Here is a 25,507-nt window from a genome sequence, read left to right as displayed (position 1 = left end):
ACATCCGGCTGATATCAACGCTTCCTGCCGCAGCCGAAGCCGGTGAGGAACGCAGTAAGGTTGTCGCCGAGTTCGTCGCAGAGATAGCCGCCTTCCTGCACGATGACCGTCGGCAGGCCGAGCCCGGCGATGGCCTCGCCGATGCGCGAGAAGCCCGGCGTCGTCACCGACAGCCCGCCGAACGGATCGCCCTCGAAGGCGTCGAGGCCGAGCGCCACCACAAGTGCTTCGGGCGCAAAGGCGCGAATGCGCTGGAAAGCCACGTCCAGCGCTTCGAGAAACGCCGCATCGCCGGATTTGCGTGGCAGCGGCAGGTTGAGATTGTAGCCGAGGCCTAGCCCTTCGCCGCGCTCGTCGGCATGGCCCCAGAAGAATGGATAGAAACGCGCCGGATCGGCATGCAGCGAGACGGTGAGCACGTCCGGCCGCACATAGAAAACGCCTTGCGTGCCGTTGCCGTGATGCAGGTCGACGTCGAGGATCGCCACCCGCGCCGCACTCTTGCGCAGCGTCTGTGCCGCGACCGCCGAATTGTTGATGAAGCAGAAGCCGCCGGCGACATCGGCAAAGGCGTGATGGCCGGGCGGACGGCACAGCGCATAGGCGGCCGGCGCGCCCGCCATCACCGCCTCGGCGGCCTCGACCGCGCTCCAGGCGCTCCACAGCGCGCTCTGCCATGTCTCGCCGGAGATCGGGCAAGCGGTGTCGGCCATGTGGTAGCCGGCCTGGCCGACCGCCGAGGCCGGATAGGAGCCGTTCCGCGCGATCGGGTGGATGTTGGGGATCACTTCCGCCGAAGCGCCCTCGATGTGCTGCCAGCGCGCGAAGATGTGCTCGAGAAAATCGAGATATTCCGGCGTATGCACCGCCGCGACCGGTCCGAGCCCATGATCCCTCGGCCGTTCGATCGTGCAGCCGGCAGCCCTTGCGCCAGCGAGCAGCCGTTCGACGCGTTCCGGTTTTTCCGGATTGGGCTTTTGGGCGCCGCTGGAGAGGAACGCCTTGGGATCGTGGCGCTTCTGTTCTTCGGCATAGAAGGCTTTCATCTTGGATCCTCATCGTCCGGCGCATCGGCGAAGGCAAAGAACGCGTCGCCGACGATTTTCTGCACCTGCTCGTAGCTCGACCAGGCAATGCCTAGCCTTTCGTAGAAGGCCTTGGCGGTTTCATTGTCGGTGTCGACGGACAGTCTGAGGTAGGCGCCGCCGTCCTTCCGGCATTGCGCCGCGGCACGCCGCAGAAGACGTTCACCGATCTTGCGGCCGCGAAACCGGTCTTCGACATAGAGGTCCTGCACATAGACGCCGGGCCGCCCCATCCAGGTCGAGAAGATCGGGAAATGCAGGCACAGGCCGGCGAACTCGCCGCCGACCTCCGCAATCAGCGTCGAGAAGGCAGGTTTTTCGCCAAACCCATAGGTGCGGAGGTCTTCGGCCGTAGAAGTGATTTCCTCGGGCGCGCCGATATGGGCGCCAAGCCGCAGGATCGCGGCATGGATGGTTTCAACGTCCTCGACGGTGCCGGGCCGGATGATGATGTTTTTGGAGGCTGGATTGGCAATTGTCACGACAAGCGAGGCGGCAAGAGGGGAGTGAAAGCAACCATCTCAGAACGCTACCTATCGCCACCCTTGAGCGCCAGCATCTCGCGCGCCTCAGTGGGGGTAGCGATGTCCAGCGACAGCCCGTCGAGCACGCTGCGGATACGGCGCACCTGGTCGGCATTGGACTTCGCCAGCTGGCGGCCATCGTAAAGGCTGTCCTCCAGCCCGACGCGGACATTGCCGCCCATCGCCGCCGCAATCGAGATCATCGGCATCTGGTGGCGTCCGGCAGCCAGCACCGAAAACTGGTAGCTGTCGCCGAACAGTTTGTCGGCGATGCGCTTCATATGCACCAGATTGTCGGGGTCGGCGCCGATGCCTCCCAGTATGCCGAACACGAACTGGATGAACAGAGGTCCCGACACCAGCCCTCGGTCGCGAAAATGCGCCAGCGAATAGAGGTGCCCGACATCGTAGCATTCGAATTCGAAGCGTGTGCCGCAGCCGTCTCCAAGTCTTTCGAGCACGGTCTCCATGTCGGCAAAAGTGTTCTTGAAGATCGTGTCGCGGGTTGCCTCCAGCAGCTTGGGCTCCCACTCGTGCTGCCACTCTCTTGGCCGGTCGAGCATCGGGAACAGCGCGAAATTCATCGAGCCCATGTTGAGCGAGCACATTTCGGGCTCTGCCCTGAGCGGTGCGGCCAGACGCTGGTCGAGCGTCATCAGCGAGGAGCCGCCGGTGGTGATGTTGATCACCGCTGATGTCGCCTGCTTGATGCGCGGCAGGAACTGCATGAACACATCGGGATCGGCCGTTGGCCGCCCGTCCTTGGGGTCGCGGGCGTGAAGATGCAGGATCGAGGCGCCGGCTTCGGCGGCTGCGATTGCGTCTGCGGCGATCTGGTCCGGCGTCACCGGCAGATGCGGCGACATTGACGGCGTGTGCACCGACCCGGTGATGGCGCAGGTGATGATGACTTTTCGCGGCGCCATTTTCAGCCTTCGACCGGCAGGTCGAGCTCGCCGGCCAATACTTGCAGCGAGTCGCCGATGATGGCGACGATCTCGCCGATCTGCTCTCGGGTGACGATCATCGGCGGCGCCACCATGAAATTGTCGCCGTCGACGCCACCCTTGACCTTTCGCCCATAGATGATCAGGCCGCGCTCATAGGCGAGGTCGAGCAGGCGCTGGGTGGCTTTCTTCTCCGGCGCGATCAGTCTCAGCGTATCGGGGTCGGCGACCATCTCGGCACCTAGGAGCAGGCCCTTGCCACGCACATCGGCGATGAACGGAAAGCGCTTGGCCAACCCCTTCAACTCGCCCATCAAAAGGTCGCCCATGTCAGCCGCATTGGCGATCATGCCGAGACGATCCATCTCGCCAAGCACAGCGAGCCCGGCGGCGCAGGCGAGCGGATTGCCGGCATAGGTATGGCCATGCTGGAAGCCGCCTGATGCGAGCACCGGCTGTACCAGCCGCATCGGTGCCGCCAGCGCGCCGAGCGGCGCGTAGCCAGAGCCCAGCCCCTTCGACAGCGCGACAATGTCGGGCTTGCAATTCCAGTGGTCACCGCCGAGGAATTTTCCAGTGCGGCCCGCACCGCTCATCACTTCGTCATGGATGAGCAGGATGCCGTAGCGGTCGCAGATTTCGCGGATGCGCGGATAATAGCTGTCCGGCGCCACCAGCGCCGCGGTGGCAGCGCCGCCGACCGGCTCCATGATGAAGGCGAGGACGCTTTCCGGTCCCTCGGCCAGGATTTTCTCCTCCAGCATGTCTGCGTAGCGGATGCCGCGCTGTTCCAGCGAGAGATTGTCACGATCGCGCCATGCGGCCGGTGCCGGCACGGTTGGCATGACCTGCATCATCGGGGCGAAAGTTTCGGCCAGCGCATCGTCGCCGGTGACGGACAGCGAACCAAGCGTGCCGCCATGATAGGAGGGAAAGCGCGTGATCACTTTCCAGCGCTTGGGCTGGCCGGTGGCGACAGCCCATTGCCGGGCAAGCTTGATACAAGATTCCGTCGCTTCCGAGCCGCCCGAGACGAAAAAGATGCGGTCCATCCCTTCGGGGAGTTTGGTAGCCAATAGCCGCGCGAGCTCCTCGGCCGGCTCGTTTTCGAAATGCAGCCGGTAGGCGAAGGTGGCGCGGTCCATCTGCCGCTTCATCGCGTCGAGCACGTTGCGGTTGGAATGACCGATATTGGCGACCATCGGTCCGCTCGATCCGTCGATGAAGCGGCGGCCGTCCTGCGTCCAGATGTAAATGCCTTCGGCGCGATCAACCAGCGGCCGGCGCAGGCTGGACAGATAGAACAGATGCGACGGCGGGCGCGTCTCGGTGTCCGGAGCAGGGGTCTGGGATTTCAGCATGTCATGGCTTTCCAAGATAACGGTCGAGAACATTTTTGGTGACGCGCTCGACCATCGGGTCCTGCTTTAGCAGGCCGGCGACCCATTCGCAGCTTCCGGCGTGGAACACCTCGCCCTTGCCGCGCCGGAAATTGACTATCATGCCGTTGCTGTGTTTGACCTTGTCGAGATTGGCGTCACTCGCCTCGCCGAACAGCGTCTCGGCGGAAAAGCGGCCGTCGGCATCGCCGAGAAACTGGTCCTCGAACGCAATGTCGGCGCTCTCCTCGACCTGGCTAGCCATGCCGACGGCGAGAATTTGCAGCCCATCGGGTGCGCCGCTGTCGGGCGTGGGGTAGGGCAGGCCGCCGCGGATTTCGTGATCGAGCCCGTCGACCTCATAGCCATAGACATGGCTGTCGGCGCCGAGCAGGTCGCCATAGTAGATGCCTGTGCCGGCGAACGCCCAGTGCTCCGGCCGGTAGATCGGAAAGCCGCGCACGCCGCGCGGCGCGCAACCGCCCCAGCCGGCATAGAGGCCCCTCGTCGCATTGAGCCCGAAGGTCGCGGCACCCGGCCGGCCAATCTCAGGTGCTTCCCAGGAATTGGTGGCGCGGGTCACGTCGCCGCCCCGATAGGCCGGATCCTCGGCGCGGGCGCGGTATTTGTAGCAGACCTGCCGGCGGCCCTCGTCCTCCAGCCGCGTCTGCCACATGAAATTGCCGGCGAAGCGCGCCGCATGGCCGCCGCGCTCGACGTAGGCGTCGACCGCGTCGCGCATCTCCCAGGTCCAGTATTCGTCATGTCCGACGAAGACAACGCAGTCATAGCCGTCGAGGATTTCGGGCGAGAAATGCAGTTCGTGCTGGCTGGCAAGGTCGGCGGCATAGCCGGCGCGCTCGGCAAATCGAAAGAAGTGGCTGTCATAGCTTGCCCAGCCGGACGAGGCATATTTCTTCGAATGGCCGGTGGCGAAGGCCCATTCCATATGCGGATAGCGCGGCACGGTCTTGGGCGGCACGGCGACCTCGAGCGGCACACGCGGCGCCTCCTTCGGCAGAACCACAAAGCCGCGGCACCATGGCCGCTGCGTCGACACCATTGAGGCATACTGGTCGCGGTTCGGACCGGTGATGCCTTCGTAATGATTGGAGCCGCCCCACGTGTTGTAGGCAAGCCAGGTGCCGGTGGCTGCAACCTGCAGCACACGACCGCGTTTCTTGCCGGGCTGCGGGCCGACGATGAAAAGATGGTGGCAGCGGATCGGCTTGCCGTCGCGGCCGTCCGCCGTCAGCGTGACGCGGTAGGCTCCGGACGGCCAGTCGTCGCCGACGCGGAATTCAAACGACGCATCCCAGCCGCAGCCCACGACCGAACATTGGTCGGGTGTATCCTGCCAGCGCGCCGCGATCCCAGCCTTGTCGAACATTTTAGTTTCGGTGCCGCCGTCGCGGACGATCGACATGCTGCAGCTGGACGCCGTCGAGCTGACATGCAGCACCACCATCTCGCTCCGGCGGTATGAAAAACGATCGCTGTAGCACCAGATCTCGCCGTGTTCGCCATCCATCCCCGGCCACTCGTAATAGTGGCCGCGCACGGCTTGCCGGCGCTGGTGGGGCGTCAGTCCGAAATCGGGGAATTCGGTAGGAAGCTTGGTCATGAACGCCTGTGAAGGGTCGAACGCGTCATTTCGACCATCTGGCGGCCAACCGTCAATTGGAAACGATCGGGCCAGCGATAGCTCACAGCCGGCCTTGGCCTTGCCTGCCAAACAGATTATCTCACAAAGGGCGGCCTTTTCCGCCACAGGAGCCGACATGCTGAGAGTGCAAAAGGTCAGGGTGGACGACATCTACGTGCCGACCGCGCGCAAGAAGACACTGCATCCCGAAACCGTCCGGCATCTGGCCGAGGACATTCTGGAAAACGGCATGAAGACCCCGATCCAGGTGCGCCATGACGGCAAGCGCCATATCCTGGTCGAAGGCCTGCACCGGCTGGAAGCGGCGAAGTGGCTCGGCGAGACCGACATCGACGCCTATCTGGTGCAAGCCAAGCGCCACTAAGCTCTCATTCGGCGTTCGCCGGAGTCGGCCTGGCGAAGTTTTTCGCGAGACCCGTGTCGGGCTGCGCGTTGCCCGCTCGTCCTTGAGACGGAAACCGGCATTCAAGCCGACTCTTTTGCAAGCCAGTGAGGAGACCATCATGACCACCAAGCTCGATATCGCCCCCAGCTCGGACCGTGAACTGGTTCTTGCCCGCATCATCGATGCGCCGCGCGAGAACGTTTACCGCTGCTGGACCGAGCCGAAGCTCGTGACGCAATGGTTCGCGCCAAAGCCGTGGACGACGCCGCGCGCCGAAATGGATGTGCGCACCGGCGGCTCCAGCCTGGTTGTCATGGCGGGTCCCGACGGCAATGAATTCCCGAATCCCGGCATCTTCCTCGAAGTCGTGCCGGGCAAGAAGATCGTTCTCACCGACGCCTATACGAAGGCGTGGGAGCCGTCCGAAAAACCGTTCATGACGGTCGTGCTGACCTTCGAGGATGAGGGCGAGGGCAAGACCCGCTACATCGCCCGGGTTGCGCATTGGTCCGTCACTGACCGCGAAGAGCACGAGAAGATGGGCTTTCACGAGGGCTGGGGCCAGTGCGCCGACCAGCTCGAAGAAGTCGCCAAACGGCTTTGATATCAGCGGGACGGGAGGAGACCGACATGTCCAGATCGATTTTTTTCGCCATTTTCGCCTCGGCCGCAGCACTGTTCGCTGCGCCGGGCGCCACCAAAGCCGAGGAGGCAAAGCCCGCCATGACGACCGAAACGAAAGCAATGCCGAAGCCGGCGAAATCCGGCCTGCTGCCGATCAACGGCCTGAATTACTATTATGCCGTCTATGGCAAGGGCGAACCGCTGCTTCTGCTGCATGGCGGGCTCGGCACGACCGATATGTTCGCGCCGATCCTGCCGAAGCTTGCCGAAAACCGCACCGTCATCGGCGTCGACCTGCATGGCCACGGCCGCACCGCGCTCGGCGACCGGCCATTGAGCTTGGAGGCGATGGGCGACGACATGGCGGCGATCGTCAAGGCGCTCGGCTATGAGCAGGTCGATGTCATGGGTTATTCGCTGGGCGGCGGCGTCGCCTTCCGCATGGCCGTCCAGCATCCCGAGGCAGTGCGCCGGCTGGTCCTGGTCTCGACCGGCTATGCCGCCGACGGTTTCTATCCCGAGATGCGCGGCCAGCAGGCGCAGGTTGGCGCGGCGATGGCCGACATGATGAAGGAGACGCCGATGTACAAATCCTACATGGCGGTCGCGCCGCATCCGCAGGATTTCCCGAAGCTGCTCGATCAGCTCGGCGCCTATATGCGCAAGGACTACGATTATTCCACCGACGTCCCGAAGCTGAAGATGCCCGTCATGCTGGCTTTCGGCGACAGCGACATGTACCGGCCAGAGCACGAGATCAAGTTCTATCAGATGCTCGGCGGCGGACTGAAGGACGCCGGCTGGATGCGCGAGAACCTGTCACAGAACCGCTTGGCCATCCTGCCGAACCGCACCCACTACGACGTGTTCTTCGCGCCGGAACTGGTGGCCGCCGCGCTGCCCTTCCTCAATGGCGAGACCAAGGTCAAGACCTGGGACGAGATCGTCAGCGAAACGAACTGACCGCCTGACAATCGCTTGCCTGCTGTCTCCCGCGAGATGGCCGGCGACGCTCGTTGCGCGTTACGCCTGACCAGAACAGCAGAGCGGCTGCTGAAACCGCACCACGAGTCTCGTCGGTCGCATCACGCCAAGAGATGGCGCCATCAAAGCTTTTCAATTGACGCTGCTATGCCGGCAGCTACCTTGCCGCCAATCCTAGGAAAGAGGGGCTCAGGCAATGGCGAAATATCAGGGCGGCTGCCTGTGCGGGGCCGTGCGCTACCGCACTGATGCGGCGCCAATCAACGAGCGTGTCTGCCATTGCCGGCTTTGCCAGAAGGCGTTGGGCGCGGCCTTCAACGCCCGCGTGCTGTTCCGCATCGACGACGTGACGACAGAAGGACCGGTGGCATTGGTGAATTCCTCGCCCGATCTCAAGCGCGGCTTTTGCCCGGGCTGCGGCACGACGCTGTTTTCCCGCCGCGATTCCGCCGGCATCATCGGCATCACGTCAGGCTCGCTCGACGATCCCTCCATGTTCAAGCCGCAGATGCATATGTGGACCGCCTCGAAGCAGCCCTGGGTACAGCTCGACGATGGACTGCCGCAATATGAAGGCGCGCCGCCGCCCGCCTAACCTTTTCCCGGAAGGGGAGAGGCAAGGCGCGTGCCCAATTTTTTTCATCCGGGACACGAGATAGCCGGCAAAGCGTCATTGGCGAGCCATCATTGCCACCTATCTATTACGTGCGGGTCGGCGGTCGAGGAGGCGACGGATGAACGACAGAATCAACACCCTGGATGAGCTTTTGAGCGATCCGATGATCAAGCTCGTGATGGAACGCGATCGCGTGCAGCCAGCGGCGCTTCGCACGCTGCTTGAAGAAAAGGTTCGCCGGGCGGAGGATAATGCGCCGGTCAACCCCGATCGCTTTGTACCGCCGGCTCACATGGTAGCCGAGACCTGCCACAAGCTATGGCTGTGCAGCTAGGCAACAGTGCCTGACAGGGTCAGCGGTCTTTCGCGCTGTCCCGCGGACGCTTCGACGAAGAAGCCCCTAACAATTTGATTCAAACTTTGTTGGTAATTTCTCGTTAGTAATCTGGACTGGTTTGTCCGGCGGCGCTGTCTTGCCATCGGTCTGTTGTGTTTTGCGTACAGGTCCAGATGCGGTTATCAGGCGTCGTTATCTTCTCGATCGCAGCGCTGTGCCTTGCCGGCTGCACGTCGACGTCCGGCGTCGACGCGCTGCAAGTGCCGTCCAGCGAGACGACCAGCTCGGTTGTGCGGCCGCCCGCGCCGATCGCGTCGGTCGGTGCCGCCGATGCCGCACCCGCCTTCGCTCAGGAAGAGGCGATGGACCAAGCCGTGGCGATGGCTCCTCCAGAGCCTGTGGAAAGCATTGAACCACCCGCCGAGCCAATTGCCCTGGTGGCGCCGAAGCGGCTGGCGCGGGCAGCACCGATCCTCGCCGAGCCGGTCCAGCGCTATCGTTTTCGTGACGCCAAGCCGATCAATTTCGGCAGGGCCTCGCCCAGGCACCTCGCCGTTCACGGCGTCGACGTTTCACGCTGGCAGGGCAACGTGAACTGGGACAAGCTGCGCGCGCAGGGCGCGAACTTCGCCTACATCAAGGCGACCGACGGCGGCGATCATCTCGACCCGATGTTCAGGAAGAACTGGCGCAATGCCGACGCTGCCGGCCTCAAGCGCGGCGCCTATCACTTCTTCTATTGGTGCCGCACGGCCGGCGAGCAGGCCGACTGGTTCATCCGCAACGTGCCGAGGGTCGAGGGCGCCTTGCCGCCGGTGATCGACGTTGAGTGGAACGGCGAATCCAGCTGCAAGCGGCGCCCGTCGCGGCAGAAGGTGCTGGAGAAGATGCAGGTGTTCATGGACAAGCTGGAACGCCACTACGGCCAGCGACCCATCATCTACACCGCGCCCGATTTCTACCGCGACAATCTCAGAGGCGCATTCTTGGATTATCCGTTCTGGCTGCGGGCGGTGGCACAGCATCCGTCAAAGGTCTATCCCGGCCGCAAATGGGTGTTCTGGCAGTATTCCGGCTCCGGCCTGTCGCACGGCGTGAGGGGCCGCATCGACCTCAACGTCTTCCACGGCGACGAGAGAGCCTGGCGGAACTGGGTTGGCGGGCGGCAGATGGTGGCCGAGGCGGAGTAGGCGGTCGCAGAGACCGCATTTGCAGGCCAGCGCGACGTGAATATCGACGGACCCTGACCGCCTGTCGCGGAATTGTCATGAATCCGTCATCGCATTGAAATGTCGCTCCTCCAAAGCAGGTGGCTTCCATCCGAACAGGAGACGCCATCCGTGCCCCGCCATTCCGCGCTTTTCGTCCTGACGGCAGCGCTTGCTGCCTCCGTTTCGCTGCCGGCCCATGCCGACATGATGTTCAACCGGGTCGCGAGCTTCGCGATCGCCGGAAACCTCCCGGCGGACGTCGAGAAGGCCACGCCGACTTCGTCCGAGATCATCGCGGCCTCCGAAGACGGCATGACGCTGGTCTATTCCGACAGCCCGCTCGGTGCGGTCGGTTTCATCGACATCACTGACCCCAAGGCGCCCAAGGCCGGCGGCATCGTCAAGATCGACGGCGAGCCGACCTCGGTCGTTGTCCTCGGCGGCAAGGTGCTGGCCGGCGTCAACACGTCGGAGAGCAAGGCCAAGCCTTCGGGCAACCTCACCGTCATCGACCTCGCCTCCAAGGCGATCGAAAGCACCTGCGACCTCGGCGGCCAGCCGGACTCGCTGGCGCTGAGCAAGGACGGCAAGTTCCTCGCCATCGCCATCGAGAACGAGCGCGACGAGGAGGTGAACGACGGAGAAATACCGCAGATGCCGGCGGGCGACCTCAAGATTTTCACGCTTGCCGAAGGCCAGCCCGATTGCGCGACGATGAAGACCGTGGACCTGGCGGGCATTGCCGCAGTCGCGGCTGAAGATCCGGAGCCGGAATTCGTCGCCTTCAACGAGGCTGGCGAGATAGCGGTCACGCTGCAGGAAAACAACCACATCGCCATCGTCAACGCCGAAACCGGCGCGATCGTCACTCACTTCTCCGCAGGCTCCGCCACGCTGGACAAGATCGACACCAAGAAGAACGGCGCCTTGTCCTTCGATGGCAAAATGGAAAACGTCGCTCGCGAACCCGATGCCGTGAAATGGCTCGACAATGACCGTCTCGTCGTCGCCAACGAAGGCGACTACAAGGGCGGCTCGCGCGGTTTCACGATCTTCAGCAAGAAGGGTGAGGTTCTCTACGAATCCGGCCCGTCCTTCGAGTATGAGGTTGCCAATGCCGGTCATTATCCCGACGCCCGCAACAAGAAGGGCATCGAGCCGGAAGGTCTCGAGACCGGCACCTTCGGCGAAGACAGGCTGATTTTCGTCGCTTCGGAGCGTGGCTCTGTTGTCGGCGTCTACAAGGACACCGGTGCTGAGCCTCAGTTTGCCCAGATCCTGCCCTCCGGCATCGCCCCGGAAGGCCTGGTCGCGATCCCATCGCGCAATCTGCTGGTCACCGCCAACGAGGCCGACCTGGTCGAGGACGGGCTCGCCCGCTCGCATGTCATGGTCTACGAGCGCTCCGAGGGCCCCGCCACTTACCCGATGATCACGGCAAAGCTCGCGGCAGACGGCACGCCGCTCGGCTGGGGTGCGCTTTCGGCGCTCGCGGCCGGCGACACTGCCGGCAAGCTGTTCGCCGCTTCGGACTCGTTCTACGCCAACGCGCCCTCGATCTTCGAGATCGACGCCACGCAGACGCCGGCGCTGATCGCCGGCAAGACCATCGTCACGCGTGGCGGCCATCCTGCGCAGAAGCTCGACATCGAAGGCCTTGTCGCCGACGGTGAAGGCGGCTTCTGGCTGGCCAATGAAGGCGATCCGGCAAAGCTCGTCCCGCACGCCATCCTGCGCGTCAATGACAAGGGCGAGATCAAGCAGGAAATCGGCTTCCCGATGGAATTGCTCGCCCACCAGACCCGCTTCGGTCTCGAAGGCATCACGACCATCGGCGAAGGCGACGAGCTGACGCTGGTGATGGCAGTGCAGCGCGAATGGACCGACGATCCTAAGGGCCAGGTCAAGCTTTTGGCCTACAAGCCGAAGGCCAAGGAATGGTCGGCGGTGCGCTATCCGCTCGAAGCGACCGAAGCTGGCTGGATGGGCCTGTCGGAGATCGCCGCGCATGACGGCAAGCTCTACATCCTCGAACGCGACAACCAGATCGGCGACCTGGCCAAGGTGAAGCGCGTCTATTCGGTGGCGCTCGACGCTTTCAAGCCGGCCAAGCTCGGTGGCGAACTGCCGTTGATAGAAAAGACGCTGGTGCGCGACATCATCGGCGACCTGAAATCAGCCACCAACGGCTATGTCGTCGACAAGGTCGAAGGTTTCACCATCGACAAGAACGGCGACATCTTCGTCGCCACCGACAATGACGGCGTCGATGATTCCTCCGGCGAAACGCTGTTTTTACGCTTGGGCAATATCAGCGCCGTGAATTGAGACTGGGGCAGTTCTTCCCTTCTCCCCTTACAAGGGGAGAAGGTGGATTGGCGCGCAGCGCCAAGACGGTTGAGGGGTGCTGGACGGAGTGCCGTCGGCGCCAAGCTGGAACACCCCTCATCCGTCGCCTTCGGCGACACCTTCTCCCACAAGGAGAGAAGGAAAGGCGCGGCATTCCGCGCTTCGGCCAATCTCGAATGTCCGCGATTTGCGTGACGATGGTGCTGGACGGAGCGCCGAGGCTGGGTAATCTCGCCCCATGCCGCATCAGCCCGTTGCTCCGACCAAACGTCGTTTCGCCCGCTCGATGCGCCGCGAGCCAACGGAGGCGGAGGACCGCCTGTGGCACGAGCTGCGCGGGCGCAGGCTCGATCGCATCAAATTCCGGCGTCAGGTTCCTGTCGGCAAATTCATCGCCGATTTCATTTGCGCCGAGGCCAGGCTGATCATCGAGATCGACGGCAGCCAGCATGCGGATTCGAACTATGACCGGGAGCGAACAGCCGAATTGAAGGTGAGGGGCTTTCGTGTGCTGCGTTTCTGGAACGACGACGTGCTGCGGGATTTGAACGCCGTCTGCGACACCATCATGGCTTATGTCCGCGATGAGAGTTTGCAGCCGTGGCGGTAGCGCGGTCTTGCCTTCTCCCCCTGTGGGAGAAGGTGGATCGGCGCGCAGCGCCAAGACGGTTGAGGGGTGTTGGACGAAACGCCGTCGGCGCCAAGCTGGAACACCCCTCATCCGACCGAGCTTCGCTCGGCCACCTTCTCCCACAAGAAGGGGAGAAGGAAGAGATGCGCCTGATCACGACGCTAAACGGATTTCGGCCCGATCTTGCGACCGGGCCGATCATGTTGCGTTTTAGCGCTGCATCTTTCCTCAGCTACACCCGCTCGTAGCCCCACAAGTGTCGCACTTCTCGCACGTCCCGTTCCGCACCATGGTGAAATTCTGGCATTCGGAGCAGGAATTGCCGGTGTAGCCCTGGAGCAGCGATTTGGCGCGGCGGTCGGCGGCTAGCTTCTTCGCCTCGGCCGCCTCGAGGGCTGCGGCGTCGGTGAACAGCGCCGCCGTGGCGTCCGAAGCCTCGGCAGCAGCGCCCGCCGCCTCCTCGAAGGCGATGTCCTCAATCAGCTCCTTTGCCCGCTCCTCGTAGTCGCGCTTGTAGGCGATGGCTTCGTCGCTGGCCGGCTTCAGCGCCAGCACGTTGGAGCCGGAGAATGCCGTCGGCGCGGAGCGGGCACTGGGCGAGCCCGAACCGGCAAAACCCTTCGGATCGTTGCCGCTCACCCTCGACACCAGTTTCACCGGCGAGGCACCGCGGGTCAGGCCCTTGGAAACGGCGTCGGTCTTGCCTTCGCTGATGCCGCGGCCAAGTGCGGTGTTGGAGAAGTCCGACTGGTCGACATGGGCGAGGTCGTTGCGGCCGAGATAGGAGATGGCGAGTTCGCGGAACACATAATCGAGGATCGACGTCGCGCTCTTGATGGCGTCGTTGCCCTGCACCATGCCGGCCGGCTCGAATTTGGTGAAGGTGAAGGCGTGCACATATTCGTCAAGCGGCACGCCATATTGCAGGCCGAGCGAGATGGCGATGGCGAAATTGTTGAGAAGGCCGCGCAAGGTCGCGCCCTCCTTGTTCATGTCGATGAAGATCTCGCCGAGACGGCCATCATCATATTCGCCGGTGCGCAGGAAGATGGTGTTGCCGCCGATCTTGGCCTTCTGCGTGTAGCCCTTGCGGCGAGACGGCAGCTTCTCCTGCTCGCGCGAGACGCGCTCGATGATGCGCTCGACGATCCGCTCGGTGATCTGTGCCGCGCGTGCCGCCGCCGGTGCCGCAATCAGCTGCTCGACGGCATCGTCCTCGTCGTCTTCGACGTCGGCAAGCAGCGAGGCGTTGAGCGGCTGGGAGAGCTTCGAGCCGTCGCGATAGAGCGCGTTGGCCTTCAGCGCCAGCTTCCACGACAGCATGTAGGCGCCCTTGGCGTCTTCCACCGTCGCGTCGTTCGGCATGTTGATGGTCTTGGAAATGGCGCCGGAGATGAAGGGCTGGGCCGCCGCCATCATCTGGATGTGGCTGTTGATCGACAGCGAACGCTTGCCGATCTTGCCGCACGGGCTGGCGCAGTCGAACACGGGCAGATGTTCGGCCTTCAGGAACGGCGCGCCTTCCAGCGTCATCGCACCGCAGACATGGATGTTGGCGGCCTCGATGTCCTTCTTCGAGAAGCCGAGCGCCGGCAGCATCTCGAACGAGAAATCGTTGAGCTGCTCGTCGGTGAAGCCAAACGTCTCCTTCACCCATTCCGCACCCAGCGTCCACTGGTTGAAGACGAACTTGATGTCGAAGGCCGATTTCAACGCTGCGTTAAGCGCCGCGATCTTGTCGTCGGTAAAACCCTTGGCCTTGAGCGAGCCGGGGTTGACGGCGGGCGCCTGGTTGAGATTGCCGTGGCCGACCGCATAAGCTTCGATCTCGGCGATCTGCGCTTCCGAATAGCCGAGCGTGCGTAGCGCTTCCGGAACGGCGCGGTTGATGATCTTGAAATAGCCGCCGCCGGCCAGCTTCTTGAACTTCACCAGCGCGAAGTCGGGCTCGATGCCGGTGGTGTCGCAATCCATCACCAGGCCGATCGTGCCGGTCGGTGCGATCACCGTCGCCTGCGCATTGCGGTAGCCATGCTCCTCGCCGAGCTCGATGGCGCGGTCCCAGGCAGCCTTGGCGTGGGCGGCAAGCTCCGGCTGCTTCAGGTCGGAGGCGACCAGCGGCACCGGATTGACGGCGAGCTTTTCGTAGCCGTCTTTGTCTCCGTAAGCAGCACGGCGATGGTTGCGCATGACGCGCAGCATGTTCTGCGCATTGCGGTCGTAGTCGGGGAAGGCGCCGAGCTCGGCGGCCATTTCGGCCGAGGTGGCATAGGCCGTGCCGGTCATGATTGCCGTGAGTGCTGCGCAGATGGCGCGGCCCTCGTCGGAATCATAGGGAATGCCCGAGGTCATCAGCAGGCCGCCGATATTGGCGTAGCCGAGGCCGAGCGTGCGGTATTCGTAGGAGAGCTTGGCGATCTCCTTCGACGGGAACTGCGCCATCATGACGGAAATTTCCAGCACCATGGTCCACAGCCGAACCGTATGCTCGTAGGCTGATATGTCGATGGTGCCGTCGGCGTTGCGGTAGGGCAGCAGGTTGATCGAGGCCAGGTTGCAGGCGGTGTCGTCGAGGAACATGTATTCCGAGCACGGGTTGGACGCCCGGATCGCACCGGCCGAGGCGCAGGTGTGCCAGTCGTTCATCGTCGTGTTGAAGTGCAGGCCCGGATCGGCCGACGCCCAGGCGGCATAGCCGATCTTTTCCCACAGATCCCTGGCCTTCAGCGTCTTCAGCACCTTGCCGTCCTTGCGTGCGGTGAGGTGCCAGTCGGCGTCCTCTTCGACGGCGCGCAGGAAATCGTCCTTCAGCGAGACCGAATTGTTGGAGTTCTGGCCCGAAACGGTGAGGTAGGCGTCCGAATCCCAGTCGGTGTCGTAGGTCTTGAACGACATCGAGGTGTAGCCCTGCTTGGCGAATTGGATGACGCGATAGATGTAGTTCTCCGGCACCCCGTCCTTCTTGGCCAGCTTGATCTCGCGCTTCAGCGCGGTGTTGATCGCCGGGTCGAAGCAATCGTCGTCCTGGCCTTCACAATTGATGCAGGCCTTCATGATCGCTTCGAGGTGCTTCTTCACGATCTTGGAGCCGGTGACCAGCGAGGCGACCTTCTGCTCCTCATTGACCTTCCAATCGATGAATTCCTCGATATCGGGATGGTCGGCGTCGACGATGACCATCTTTGCGGCGCGGCGCGTCGTGCCGCCCGACTTGATGGCGCCCGCCGCGCGGTCGCCGATCTTGAGGAAGCTCATCAGGCCGGACGAACGGCCGCCGCCGGACAGCTTTTCGCCTTCGCCGCGCAGGAACGAGAAGTTGGAGCCGGTGCCGGAGCCGTATTTGAACAGGCGCGCTTCACGCACCCACAGGTCCATGATGCCGCCTTCGTTGACGAGATCGTCCTGCACGCCCTGGATGAAGCAGGCATGCGGCTGCGGATGCTCGTAGGAAGATTTCGACTTGGTCAGCTTGCCGGTGAACGGGTCGACATAGAAGTGGCCCTGGCTCGGGCCGTCGATGCCATAGGCCCAGTGCAGGCCGGTGTTGAACCATTGCGGCGAGTTCGGCGCGACGCGCTGGGTGGCCAGCATATAGGCGAGCTCGTCGCGGAAGGCGCGGGCGTCCTCCTCCGACTTGAAGTAGCCGCCCTTCCAGCCCCAATAGGTCCAGGTGCCGGCGAGGCGGTCGAAGACCTGGCGGGCGTCGATCTCGGAGCCGTAGCGCTCGGCTTCGGGCAGCTTTGCCAGTTCGGCCTCGTCGGCGACGGAGCGCCACAGGAAGGAGGGGACGTCATTCTCCTCGACCTTCTTCAGCCGCGCGGGCACGCCGGCCTTGCGGAAATATTTCTGCGCCAGGATGTCGGCGGCAACCTGGCTGAACTGCGCCGGCACATCGATATTGTCCAAGCGGAACACCACCGAGCCATCCGGATTCTTGATCTCCGAAAGCGCCTTGCGGAATTCGATCTCCGCGTAAGCTGATTGCCCTGGCTTGGTGAAACGACGCTCGATGCGCATTGGTCCTATCCTTTGTGTCTACATATAGCGCTTTTCCCAGGGGATTTCTGCCCCTTTCTGAAACGCGCATGTCCGCCGTCTGCCGGCGTTCGAAAACGGCCGGCTCCTTTTCACAGCCTCCGTCCGCCCTGTTGGTCGAACTCCTTGCGAAGTAGCGGTCCAACGCGCCGACGAACCCTGCGGATCCCTCAAGACTGAAACTTTTTTGCGACTCCCTCAATCGAGGGACCTTCACACTATCTAGCGTCGAACCTACCTGCAATCACTAAATATAGTGTTAACAGACAATTTATTCCAGTCCGACATTTTTCCCTTTCGCCCCCAAAGACCCCACAGTCGCAACACTTCCGCCAGCCTCGTAACCAGGCGGAAATGCGGCCAAAACGCACATAATCCGGGAAAAAGACCGGGCTCAGAACTTTCCGGTCGCGCTCTCAACAGGAGCGCATGGCCTATAAAAGGCGACTCGTTTTGCGCCGTCAAGGATTCGTTTGCGTAGCTTTTATGACCCCAACATCTTGTGTGTCACACATGTGGATAACGGGGATAGAAAGTGGCGCGGAGGGTTTCGATTTTTACCCGCGCAATGCGCGGCTGGCGCGACCAGGTCTCGTTCAGGAGAATTGGTGCGGGTCGGCACAGAAATAGGCGATGATCTGGCAAAGGTCCGGCTCGTTGACCATGCGCACTGCTTCGGCGGGGCTGACCCATTTGCGGGTGCGCGAGCGCTTTTCCTTCCACCGGTCGGCGACCTTGTCGACCTGCAGCGGAAATACCAGGACTTCGCAAGGCACTTCCTCGCCTGAAGCCAATGCCTTGGCATAGAAGTAGCGGCCGGCTTCGTGGTGGGAGATCGTGCCGCGCAGTCCGGCTTCCTCGCCGGCCTCGCGTGCCGCCGCTTCGCAAAGCAGTTCCTTCGCCTCAGGCCAGCCCTTGGGAAGCACCCAGCGGCCGGTATCGCGGCTGGTGATCAGCATGATCTCGATGCCATGCTTGGTATCGCGCCAGGGCAGTGCTGCAACCTGCAGGCGGCACGGCGCTGTGCCGAAGAGCCGCTGGACCCTTTCGGCCAAATGGTTGTGCGTTGCTGGCGTCGTCAACATCGGAGAAGCTTGCCCCAGCCTCCAGAATCATCTGCCGTCTCGTGAATCTTACGGCTAATCATGGGCAATAAAAGTAAAAAACCTCATACGCACTGGTTAACCACGCCAAGAGGCGTCGATTCAGGAAATATCGTGCGCCGCGGCATGCTTTCAAGAAGTGGTCGCCGGCAAGAAGTGCTCGCCTGGCTGTTCCAGGAGAAAAGGCAGTTGCCGCGAATCAGCCGACGTGGTCGTCGGCGATCGGCTTCTGGTAGGTGAAGCCCATGTCCCACGGAAAATAGATCCAGGTGTCCTGGCTGACCTCGGTGACGAAGGTGTCGACCAGCGGCCTGCCTTTCGGCTTGGCATAGACGGTGGCGAAATGCGCCTTGGGCATCATGGCGCGCACGATGCCTGCGGTCTTGCCGGTGTCTGTGAGGTCGTCGATGATCAGCACGCCGGCGCCGTCATCGGCGAGCAGCGCCGGCGTGACCTCCTTCAGCACCTGCAGCTGCCCCTGGCTGGCGTAGTCGTGATAGGAGGCGACGCAAACCGTCTCGATGACCCGGATGCCGAGCTCACGCGAGATGATGGCGGCCGGAACCAGGCCGCCGCGTGTGATGCAGACGATCGCCTTCCATTGGCCTTTGTTGGCGCCGGCAAGCCGCCAGGCGAGCGCACGCGCGTCGCGGTGGAACTGATCCCAGGAGACGGGAAAGGCCTTTTCGGGAAGGGACATTTTTTCGCGCACTCCGCAGCGCGCGAAAAACGCGCGCAGACACTTGAAGGAATGCGCGCGGAATTAACTGGAAAGCCTAGGTGTTGGCAAGTGGCGCAACCTCCAGTCCGATCGGCGCAGCCACTTCCGGCGTCAGCACAGAAGTCGCGGCCGCGATCGCCCGCTTCACATCTTGCTCGCTGGTGCGCCAGTTAACCACGCTGACGCGCATGGCGCGGTGATTGCGCCAGGTCGTGCCGGAGAAGAAGGCTTCGCCTGTGGCATTGATTTTTTGAATCGTTTCGTCGGTAAAAGCATCATTTTCCGCAGGTGAAGCGCCAGGCCGAGCGAACCTGAGCAGGCCTTGATTGAGCGTTGGCCTCGCAAGGATCTCGGCGCCCGGTAGTTCGCCTATCCCCTCGACGATGTTGGCGCAATGCGCGCAGCAGCGATCAACCAAAGCCTCCATGCCGCTGCGGCCGAGTTGCTTGAGGGCAGCATAGACGGGAACGCCACGCGCGCGGCGAGAGTATTCTGGGTTCCAGTCTGACTGGTCCCGCGCAATTGAGGTTGGCGCGACATAGGATGCGCTCGATGTCATAGCTGTGCGATGTGCTTCCCGGTCTGCGATGATGGCGATACCGCAATCGAAAGGAACATTCAGCCATTTGTGGCCGTCGGTCGCCCAGCTATCCGCCAGTTCCACGCCGTCCAGCAGGTGGCGGTACGTTCGGCTGGCGCGTGCGAATAGGCCGAAGGCACCGTCGATGTGAACCCAGGCGCCGGCTGAATGCGCCATCGATATCAACTCCCTGAACGCGTCACAGGCGCCGATGTTCAAGTCGGCAGCATTCAGCACCAGCATGGTCGGTGTGGAACTGTCGGAAAGCGCGCCGTCGAGAACCGCAGGAGAGACGCGTCCATCCCCGTCCGTTTTCAACTGATCAATAGCCTTGCGGCCGATCCCCAGAAAGCGCACCGCGCGGTCTACGGTGACGTGTCGCTGGTCGCTCGTCAGCACCCTGATCCCCGGCGCGCCAATCAGCCCGTCCTCTTCCACGTTCCAGCCGACGCGCCTCAGCAGCGCCGCGCGTGCAGCCGCAAGGCTGGTCATATGCGCCATTTGGCAACCGCCGGTGAACGCAAATGAGGCGTCTCGCGGCAGGTCGAGCAACTCCTTGATCCATTCGCCGGCTGTTTCCTCGATCACGGCGGAGGCCGGACTGGAGGCATAGACGGTCGCGTTCTGATCCCAGGTGGCAACGAGCCAGTCTGCCGCGAGCGCGGATTCCAGACCGCCACCAATCACCCAGGCAAAGAAGCGTCCGCCTGCGTTGCCATGCATCCCGGGGCCGGCATCCCTGGCAAGTGCTTGAACCACTTCCTCTGCACTGCTGCCTTCGTATGGCAGTGGGCCGGCAAAAGACCGTTTGAGATCCATAAGACTGGCCGTTGCAGCCACCGAACGTTCATCCAATCCGTCGATCCAGGCTCGTGCTGCACGGTAGGCAAGATCTAGCGCCGTGTTCATTGAGTGGGTTCCTCAAGCGGTGTATTTGCCCATGCCCAGACGCAGCTAGCCGGTCACCATGCCGGCTGTGCAATTGGTTTTACTCAGTTTGGCCAAGGCTGATTGCTCCGACAAACGAAAAGGACTTACACTCGACATCAACGAAATTGGCGAATTGGGGCTTGCCACTCATGCCGAACCACGCACGCTTTGGGCCGGATTCGGGCGTTCTGTTGGGGCTGGACAACTCTCTCCTGCGTACTCTGATGGCGGTTGTCGACACAGGTAGCTTCGTCGGTGCTGCCCGAACAGTGCACCGGACGCCATCTGCCATCAGCATGCAAATGAAACGGCTTGAAACGCAGATCAGACAGCCGATCTTTGTGCATCAAGGGCGCTCGATAATGTTGACGCCAGCAGGTGAAGCGCTTCTGACCTATGCGCGGCGCGCGCTTGGAATCGCCGAAGAGGCGATAGTGCGATTCAATCGCCTGTCGCACGGACGCGCCGTACGGCTGGGAATGACGGATGAATATGCCGTTGCGTTCCTTCCCTCGGTTCTCGCCAGCTATACAGCGGCCTATCCGTTGGTGGAGATCAGCGTGACGTGTCGCACAAGCAGCACGATGTTGCGGATGCTGGATGAGGGCGAACTGGATGTCGCACTGGTGACAGCTGGCGCGACGGGTCGAACTGGATCGCCCGACACGGCCATCCATAGAGATCGGCTTGTGTGGGCAGGCCTTGCGCATGGAACCGCCCATCTCCGTCGTCCGCTGGCGGTCGCCGCAGGTCCAACGAGTTGCATTTGGCGGAAGTCAGCCATCGACGCGCTCGACGCAGCCGGCATCTCTTATCAGATCGCTTGTACAAGTGAGAATCTCGCGGGCCAGCTTGCGCTGGTGGTGGCGGGGCTGGCAGTCGCGCCGTTGCCGATTGCAACCTTATCGGGAGAACTGGTGCCGTTTGGGCCTGAGCAAGGCCTTCCGTCGATTGGTTACTATGACGTGGCTTTGCGGCGCAGCCCTCATGCGCCCGATGACCTGACTTCCACCGTCGTTGACCATGTCGGGGCGTATTTCGCCGCGCGCCAGAGTTCTTGATCTAGGCTTCCTACCGCGACAGGAAAGCTGCCACCGGCACCGTACGCAGCACCGTGCGCGTGACCCCGCCGAACAGAAGCTGGCGCAGCCAGGAATGGCTGTAGGCGCCAAGCACGAGCAGGTCGGCGCCGGTTTCGGCAATCCTGGTCTGGATCACGTCGTCGACCGAATGGCCGCCCGATTGCAGCACCGAGACGCTGACCGTGGCGCCATGTCTGGACAGGGCGGCGGCGATTTCGGCGCCGGCCGCCTCGGGAGCCGCGTCAAGCGTATCCGGCGGGTCGATGACGACAATATCCGTCTTCTCGGCCTCGATGATGAAGGGCAGGGCGTCGAAGGCGGCGCGCGCGGCTTCCTTGCTGCCGTTCCAGGCGAGCAGCACATGCTTGAAGCTGGTGACGAGCGGGCCCGAATGGGGCACGACCAGCACCGGCCGGCCGGCGTCGTAGACCAGCGTGTCGACGTCGGCGCTCGGATCGCCGCCGGACTCGCGCTGCGCGGCGATGATCAGATCCGCGGTGCGAACGGTTGGGATGCCGGTCAGCGCGCTATCTCCGGAAAAGCTCTCGAGGCTGCGCCACTCGAAAGACAGGCCGGAATCCTCGATATGCCTGAGGAAAACCGCCCGCAATTTTTCAGCACGCTCCTTGTTCATGTCGGCTGAAACCTGCAGGAACTCGGTGTCGGGAAAGCCGGTGGCCGAGGTGTAGGGGACGGGAAGCGCTTCGGCATGAATGCCGATGAGATGGCTCTGGAACTTATCGGCAAGCGGAATGGCGCATTCGAGCACGCGCTCCGCATCCTGTTCGTTCTGCAGTATGGCGACGATGGTCTTGAATCGCATGGTAATCCCTCATTTTACGGCGATCGAAACTCGCCCGCGAGAAACGTTACAGCACCATGCTTGGTTCCGGCCTAATGCATGTCGCCCAAAAGCATGCCCTCGGGCGTGAACCGAGGGTGCGCAGCGGTTTTGGGATAACGACATGCATAAAAACAAGAACCTAAAGAGCGTCGCATGAATCCTCTCAGACGCGACGCGCTTTAGATCAACTGACCGCGCTGGCGAGGCCTGCGACCATCGCCTCGACATCGGCGCGGGCGGCGTCCAGCGCTTCCTGGCTGCGGGCACGCACGACCAGCTCCGTCCAGAACTTGCCGTCGCCATATTTCGGATAGGACCCGATGATTGTATCCGGATGCGCCTTCTGAATGTCGCCCAGCGGTCCGCCGACCAGCCCTTCGCCGAACGGACAGTGCACCGTGGCCGACAGCATAATTGTGCCGGCCTTCAGCGTTGGCACCACATTGTCGAGCATCGCCTGGAAAATCGACGGCACGCCGGCCATGACATGGACGTTGCCAATACGAAAGCCCGGCGCGATGGACACAGGATTGTCGATATGGTCGGCACCGCGCGGCATCCGCGCCATGCGCTTGCGCGCCTCGGTGTATTCGATGCCGCGCGCGGCGTAGCTCGCTTCCAGCATGGCATAGGCTTTGGCGTCGTATTCGCAGGGCACGCCGAAGGCCTTGGCGATCGAATCCGCGGTGATGTCGTCATGCGTGGGGCCGATGCCGCCGGTCGTGAAGACATAGGTGTAACGGGCACGCACGGCATTCACCGCGGCGATGATCTCGTCTTCCTCGTCGGGAACGATGCGCACCTCCTTCAGGTCGATGCCGATCGCCGTCATGATATCGGCGAGGTGGCCGATATTCTTGTCCTTGGTGCGGCCGGACAGAATCTCGTCGCCGATGACGAGCATGGCGGCGGTGACGATTTCGGGCATGGGAGGCTCCGGCAAAAGGTCACCTGAGGCAGACAGGATCGCCTCAGGTAGAGAGGGTCGCCTGAGATAGCGCGGCGGATGGCCGGCGGCAATGCCGTCCGAACGACGGATCCACCTGTGCCATCTCCCTTGAGCGCGCGTTCGCAGGCTGATCTCGACAGGCGGGCACTTCGCCGATCTCGCGTTGCTCAAAACTGCCGAAGCATCCCAAACCTCTTCACGCACTGGTCACAAAAAGGTGTCGAAGCTTGCGCGCCTTAACGACCTTTTCATCGGAACTTCGAGCCGGCTGATGGATTCTTTGGCGGTCGCACGAAGTCGACATCTGCAACCACATGGAATGGAGTAGTCTCTTTATGCTTACCAAAATTCTCGCAGCCTCGATCTTCACGATTGGCCTCGCCACGTCCGCAATGGCGCAATCGTCGGATGTTTTATCCAATAGCCCAGCTCCCACGAACCCAGTTCCCACCAACGAAGAGCGGATGACCGCTGATCCCAGCGCCACCGGCAGCATCAACGGCGACGCCTCGGGTCTGAACATCCAGGGCAACCCGGGCCCGGTTGGACCTTGCGCCTCGAACTCGCCAGGACCCGACGCCAACGCCCGAATGAACATCAACGATCAGTACTGCGGCAAGTAATCAGCCCACGACCGGACCGGCCGGCAGGATGCTCTTCAACGGGCATCCGCGGCCGCCGGGACCGAGGCAGCGCGCTATTCCTTCACCGCGCCAGTCATCGACGAAACGTAGTGCTCGACAAAGAACGAATAGAGCACGACCACCGGCAGGGAGCCGATCAGCGCTCCGGCCATCAGCGCTCCCCACTCATAGACGTCGGAGCGGACAAGCTCCGTGAGCACCCCGACCGGCACAGTCTTGTTTTCGGACGACTGGATGAACGTCAGGGCGTAGATGAATTCGTTCCATGACAGGGTGAATGCGAATATCCCGGCCGAAATCAGTCCGGGCACCGACAGCGGCAGCACGATCTTGGTGAGGATCTGCCACCGGCTCGCCCCGTCAATGAGCGCGCATTCTTCCAGTTCGAACGGGATGGAGCGGAAGTAGCCCATCAGCAGCCACGTGCAGAAGGGCACCAAGAAGGTCGGGTAGGTGAGGATGAGCGCGAAGGGCGTGTCGTAAAGCCCAAGGTTGAACACCATCACCGACAGCGGGATGAACAGGATCGAGGGCGGCACGAGATAGGCGAGGAAGACCGCGAGGCCGACCTGCCGCGCCCCTGAAAACCGCAGCCGCTCGATCGCATAGGCCGCGAACACCGCAGCCAGGAGCGACAGGAAGGTGGCGGCGGTGGAGATGATGATCGTGTTGAGCAGCCAGCCCGGATAGGACGTGTCGAACAAGAGATAGCGGATGTGCTCCAAGGTCGGGTGCACGACCCAGAACGGGTTGAAATTGGCGTAGTCGGTCATCTCGAGATTGGGCTTAACCGCCGTGATCGTCATCCAGTAGAACGGGAACAGCAGCACGATCACGAACACCAGCAACGGCAGATAGACCGTCACCACGCGCCGCGGCAGGCTCTGAAGGTAGCCCATGCCGCCTTCGTCGAGTTCCGGACGTTTCGTCTTCTTGGTCGTGGCCATGTCAGTCTCCGCCGCCCTGCTGCCATTTGCGGCGTTGCAAGCCGAAATAGCTGAACAGGATCGCCGCCAGCAGGAACGGGATCATGGCGACCGCAATCGCGGCGCCCTCGCCAAGCTGGCCGCCCGAAATGCCGCGTTGAAAGGACAGTGTCGCCATCAGATGGGTGGCATTCACCGGTCCGCCACGGGTCAGCACGTAGATCAGCTGGAAATCGGTGAAGGTGAACAGCACCGAAAACGTCATGGTGATGGCGATGATCGGCGTCAGCAGCGGCAGCGTCACAAAGCGGAACAATTGCCAGCGGCTGGCGCCATCGAGCGTGGCGGCCTCGTAAAGCGACTGGGGAATCGTCTGCAGGCCGGCAAGCAGCGTGATGGCGACGAACGGAATGCCGCGCCACACATTGGCCGCGATAACCGAAGCGCGCGCGTTCTCCGGATCGCCGAGGAAATTGATGCGATGGTCGATCAGGCCCATTTCCATAAGTGCCCAGGACAGGATGGAGAACTGCGAATCGTAGATCCACCAGAAGGCGATGGCCGACAGCACCGTCGGGACCACCCACGGCAGCAGGACGATGGCGCGGAAGAACGATTTGAAGGGAAGGTTTTGATTGAGAATAAGCGCCAGCCAGAGGCCAAGCGCGAACTTCAGGATCGAGGCGCTTATCGTGTAGAGCAAGGTGTTGAAGACGGAGAGCCAGAAGACGGCGTCATCCCACAGATATTGATAGTTTTCGGTGCCTATGAAGATACCGGGGCGGCCGATGCGGGCATCGGTGAAGCCGAGCCAGACGCCGAGCCCGAGCGGATAGGTCAGGAAGACCAGCAGCAGCGCTGCCGCCGGCAGCATGAAGCCGAAGCCAAGCGCGTTCCGGCTGTCGGCCAAGAGCGACAGGCTCCGCGACAGGATCGACGGACGCGGCTGAACGGC

General features: G+C 62.6%; 23 protein-coding genes. 10 read left to right on the top strand and 13 right to left on the bottom strand.

Going from position 1 to position 25,507, the window contains the following annotated elements; all coding sequences use genetic code 11:
• Positions 1 to 14: 14 nt before the first annotated feature.
• From CIT25_RS34590 to CIT25_RS34570, 5 genes are read right to left on the bottom strand one after another with little or no spacing between them, the layout of a single operon-like run.
• Complete coding sequence (locus CIT25_RS34590; protein WP_095489544.1) at positions 15 to 1,046, bottom strand: histone deacetylase family protein; 1,032 nt, start codon at positions 1,044 to 1,046, stop codon at positions 15 to 17.
• On the bottom strand, positions 1,043 to 1,567 hold the full coding sequence (locus tag CIT25_RS34585) for a GNAT family N-acetyltransferase (RefSeq protein WP_425351776.1): 525 nt from the start codon (positions 1,565 to 1,567) through the stop codon (positions 1,043 to 1,045). The genes CIT25_RS34590 and CIT25_RS34585 overlap by 4 nt, the downstream gene beginning before the upstream one ends.
• A gap of 47 nt (positions 1,568 to 1,614) precedes the next feature.
• Entirely contained in the window at positions 1,615 to 2,535 is a 921-nt protein-coding gene (gene kce / locus CIT25_RS34580; protein ID WP_095489543.1) for a 3,5-dioxohexanoate:acetyl-CoA acetone transferase, read from the bottom strand.
• A 2-nt stretch (positions 2,536 to 2,537) separates the two neighbouring features.
• A complete protein-coding gene (locus tag CIT25_RS34575; RefSeq protein WP_095489542.1) occupies positions 2,538 to 3,917 on the bottom strand; it encodes an aminotransferase family protein in 1,380 nt (459 codons plus the stop codon).
• Between the two features lies 1 nt (position 3,918).
• Positions 3,919 to 5,559: a N,N-dimethylformamidase beta subunit family domain-containing protein gene (locus tag CIT25_RS34570; RefSeq protein ID WP_095489541.1), complete on the bottom strand. Its 1,641-nt coding sequence runs from the start codon at positions 5,557 to 5,559 to the stop codon at positions 3,919 to 3,921.
• Positions 5,560 to 5,716: 157 nt separating this feature from the next.
• On the opposite strand from CIT25_RS34570, the gene CIT25_RS34565 reads away from it, so the two are divergent.
• From CIT25_RS34565 to CIT25_RS34530, 8 genes are all read left to right on the top strand, one after another.
• The gene (locus CIT25_RS34565) at positions 5,717 to 5,965 is read left to right on the top strand and encodes a ParB N-terminal domain-containing protein (RefSeq protein ID WP_095489540.1); all 249 of its coding nucleotides are present in this window, start codon (positions 5,717 to 5,719) and stop codon (positions 5,963 to 5,965) included.
• A 139-nt stretch (positions 5,966 to 6,104) separates the two neighbouring features.
• Positions 6,105 to 6,590, top strand: a complete 486-nt coding sequence (locus tag CIT25_RS34560; protein WP_095489677.1) for an SRPBCC family protein — start codon at positions 6,105 to 6,107, stop codon at positions 6,588 to 6,590.
• Between the two features lie 26 nt (positions 6,591 to 6,616).
• On the top strand, positions 6,617 to 7,573 hold the full coding sequence (locus tag CIT25_RS34555; protein WP_095489539.1) for an alpha/beta fold hydrolase: 957 nt from the start codon (positions 6,617 to 6,619) through the stop codon (positions 7,571 to 7,573).
• Between the two features lie 217 nt (positions 7,574 to 7,790).
• Positions 7,791 to 8,189 (top strand): GFA family protein, encoded by a 399-nt coding sequence (locus tag CIT25_RS34550; protein WP_095489538.1) that lies wholly within the window; start codon positions 7,791 to 7,793, stop codon positions 8,187 to 8,189.
• A 139-nt stretch (positions 8,190 to 8,328) separates the two neighbouring features.
• On the top strand, positions 8,329 to 8,544 hold the full coding sequence (locus CIT25_RS34545) for a hypothetical protein (RefSeq protein WP_095489537.1): 216 nt from the start codon (positions 8,329 to 8,331) through the stop codon (positions 8,542 to 8,544).
• Positions 8,545 to 8,720: 176 nt separating this feature from the next.
• The gene (locus tag CIT25_RS34540; RefSeq protein WP_095489536.1) at positions 8,721 to 9,737 is read left to right on the top strand and encodes a glycoside hydrolase family 25 protein; all 1,017 of its coding nucleotides are present in this window, start codon (positions 8,721 to 8,723) and stop codon (positions 9,735 to 9,737) included.
• Between the two features lie 150 nt (positions 9,738 to 9,887).
• Complete coding sequence (locus CIT25_RS34535) at positions 9,888 to 12,086, top strand: esterase-like activity of phytase family protein (protein ID WP_095489676.1); 2,199 nt, start codon at positions 9,888 to 9,890, stop codon at positions 12,084 to 12,086.
• 259 nt (positions 12,087 to 12,345) lie between these two features.
• A complete protein-coding gene (locus CIT25_RS34530) occupies positions 12,346 to 12,717 on the top strand; it encodes an endonuclease domain-containing protein (RefSeq protein WP_095489535.1) in 372 nt (123 codons plus the stop codon).
• A 249-nt stretch (positions 12,718 to 12,966) separates the two neighbouring features.
• Here the strand turns inward: CIT25_RS34530 and CIT25_RS34525 are convergent, their stop codons facing one another.
• The 4 genes from CIT25_RS34525 to CIT25_RS34510 all read right to left on the bottom strand — a co-directional run bounded on the left by CIT25_RS34525 (position 12,967) and on the right by CIT25_RS34510 (position 20,032).
• Entirely contained in the window at positions 12,967 to 16,755 is a 3,789-nt protein-coding gene (locus tag CIT25_RS34525; RefSeq protein ID WP_095489534.1) for a vitamin B12-dependent ribonucleotide reductase, read from the bottom strand.
• Positions 16,756 to 17,369: 614 nt separating this feature from the next.
• Positions 17,370 to 17,858: an NUDIX hydrolase gene (locus CIT25_RS34520; RefSeq protein WP_095489533.1), complete on the bottom strand. Its 489-nt coding sequence runs from the start codon at positions 17,856 to 17,858 to the stop codon at positions 17,370 to 17,372.
• A 217-nt stretch (positions 17,859 to 18,075) separates the two neighbouring features.
• A complete protein-coding gene (gene gpt / locus CIT25_RS34515; protein WP_029353723.1) occupies positions 18,076 to 18,576 on the bottom strand; it encodes a xanthine phosphoribosyltransferase in 501 nt (166 codons plus the stop codon).
• Between the two features lie 76 nt (positions 18,577 to 18,652).
• The gene (locus CIT25_RS34510; protein WP_245330140.1) at positions 18,653 to 20,032 is read right to left on the bottom strand and encodes a pyridoxal phosphate-dependent decarboxylase family protein; all 1,380 of its coding nucleotides are present in this window, start codon (positions 20,030 to 20,032) and stop codon (positions 18,653 to 18,655) included.
• 224 nt (positions 20,033 to 20,256) lie between these two features.
• Between CIT25_RS34510 and CIT25_RS34505 the strand changes: the two genes are divergently transcribed.
• Complete coding sequence (locus tag CIT25_RS34505) at positions 20,257 to 21,168, top strand: LysR substrate-binding domain-containing protein (RefSeq protein ID WP_095489531.1); 912 nt, start codon at positions 20,257 to 20,259, stop codon at positions 21,166 to 21,168.
• Positions 21,169 to 21,178: 10 nt separating this feature from the next.
• On the opposite strand, the gene CIT25_RS34500 is transcribed toward CIT25_RS34505, so the two are convergent.
• Both CIT25_RS34500 and CIT25_RS34495 read right to left on the bottom strand, forming a co-directional pair.
• Positions 21,179 to 22,012: a universal stress protein gene (locus CIT25_RS34500; RefSeq protein ID WP_095489530.1), complete on the bottom strand. Its 834-nt coding sequence runs from the start codon at positions 22,010 to 22,012 to the stop codon at positions 21,179 to 21,181.
• Positions 22,013 to 22,217: 205 nt separating this feature from the next.
• The gene (locus CIT25_RS34495; RefSeq protein WP_095489529.1) at positions 22,218 to 22,961 is read right to left on the bottom strand and encodes a competence/damage-inducible protein A; all 744 of its coding nucleotides are present in this window, start codon (positions 22,959 to 22,961) and stop codon (positions 22,218 to 22,220) included.
• Between the two features lie 356 nt (positions 22,962 to 23,317).
• On the opposite strand from CIT25_RS34495, the gene CIT25_RS34490 reads away from it, so the two are divergent.
• Positions 23,318 to 23,605 (top strand): hypothetical protein, encoded by a 288-nt coding sequence (locus CIT25_RS34490; protein WP_095489675.1) that lies wholly within the window; start codon positions 23,318 to 23,320, stop codon positions 23,603 to 23,605.
• Between the two features lie 74 nt (positions 23,606 to 23,679).
• Here the strand turns inward: CIT25_RS34490 and CIT25_RS34485 are convergent, their stop codons facing one another.
• Both CIT25_RS34485 and CIT25_RS34480 read right to left on the bottom strand, forming a co-directional pair.
• Entirely contained in the window at positions 23,680 to 24,573 is an 894-nt protein-coding gene (locus tag CIT25_RS34485) for a carbohydrate ABC transporter permease (protein ID WP_095489528.1), read from the bottom strand.
• 1 nt (position 24,574) lies between these two features.
• Positions 24,575 to 25,426 (bottom strand): carbohydrate ABC transporter permease, encoded by an 852-nt coding sequence (locus CIT25_RS34480; RefSeq protein ID WP_370453353.1) that lies wholly within the window; start codon positions 25,424 to 25,426, stop codon positions 24,575 to 24,577.
• Positions 25,427 to 25,507 lie beyond the last annotated feature (81 nt).

This window comes from Mesorhizobium mediterraneum (genome assembly GCF_002284565.1).
In the GTDB taxonomy this organism is placed as follows: Bacteria; Pseudomonadota; Alphaproteobacteria; order Rhizobiales; family Rhizobiaceae; genus Mesorhizobium; species Mesorhizobium mediterraneum.
This window is presented reverse-complemented; position numbering and strand designations above follow the sequence as displayed.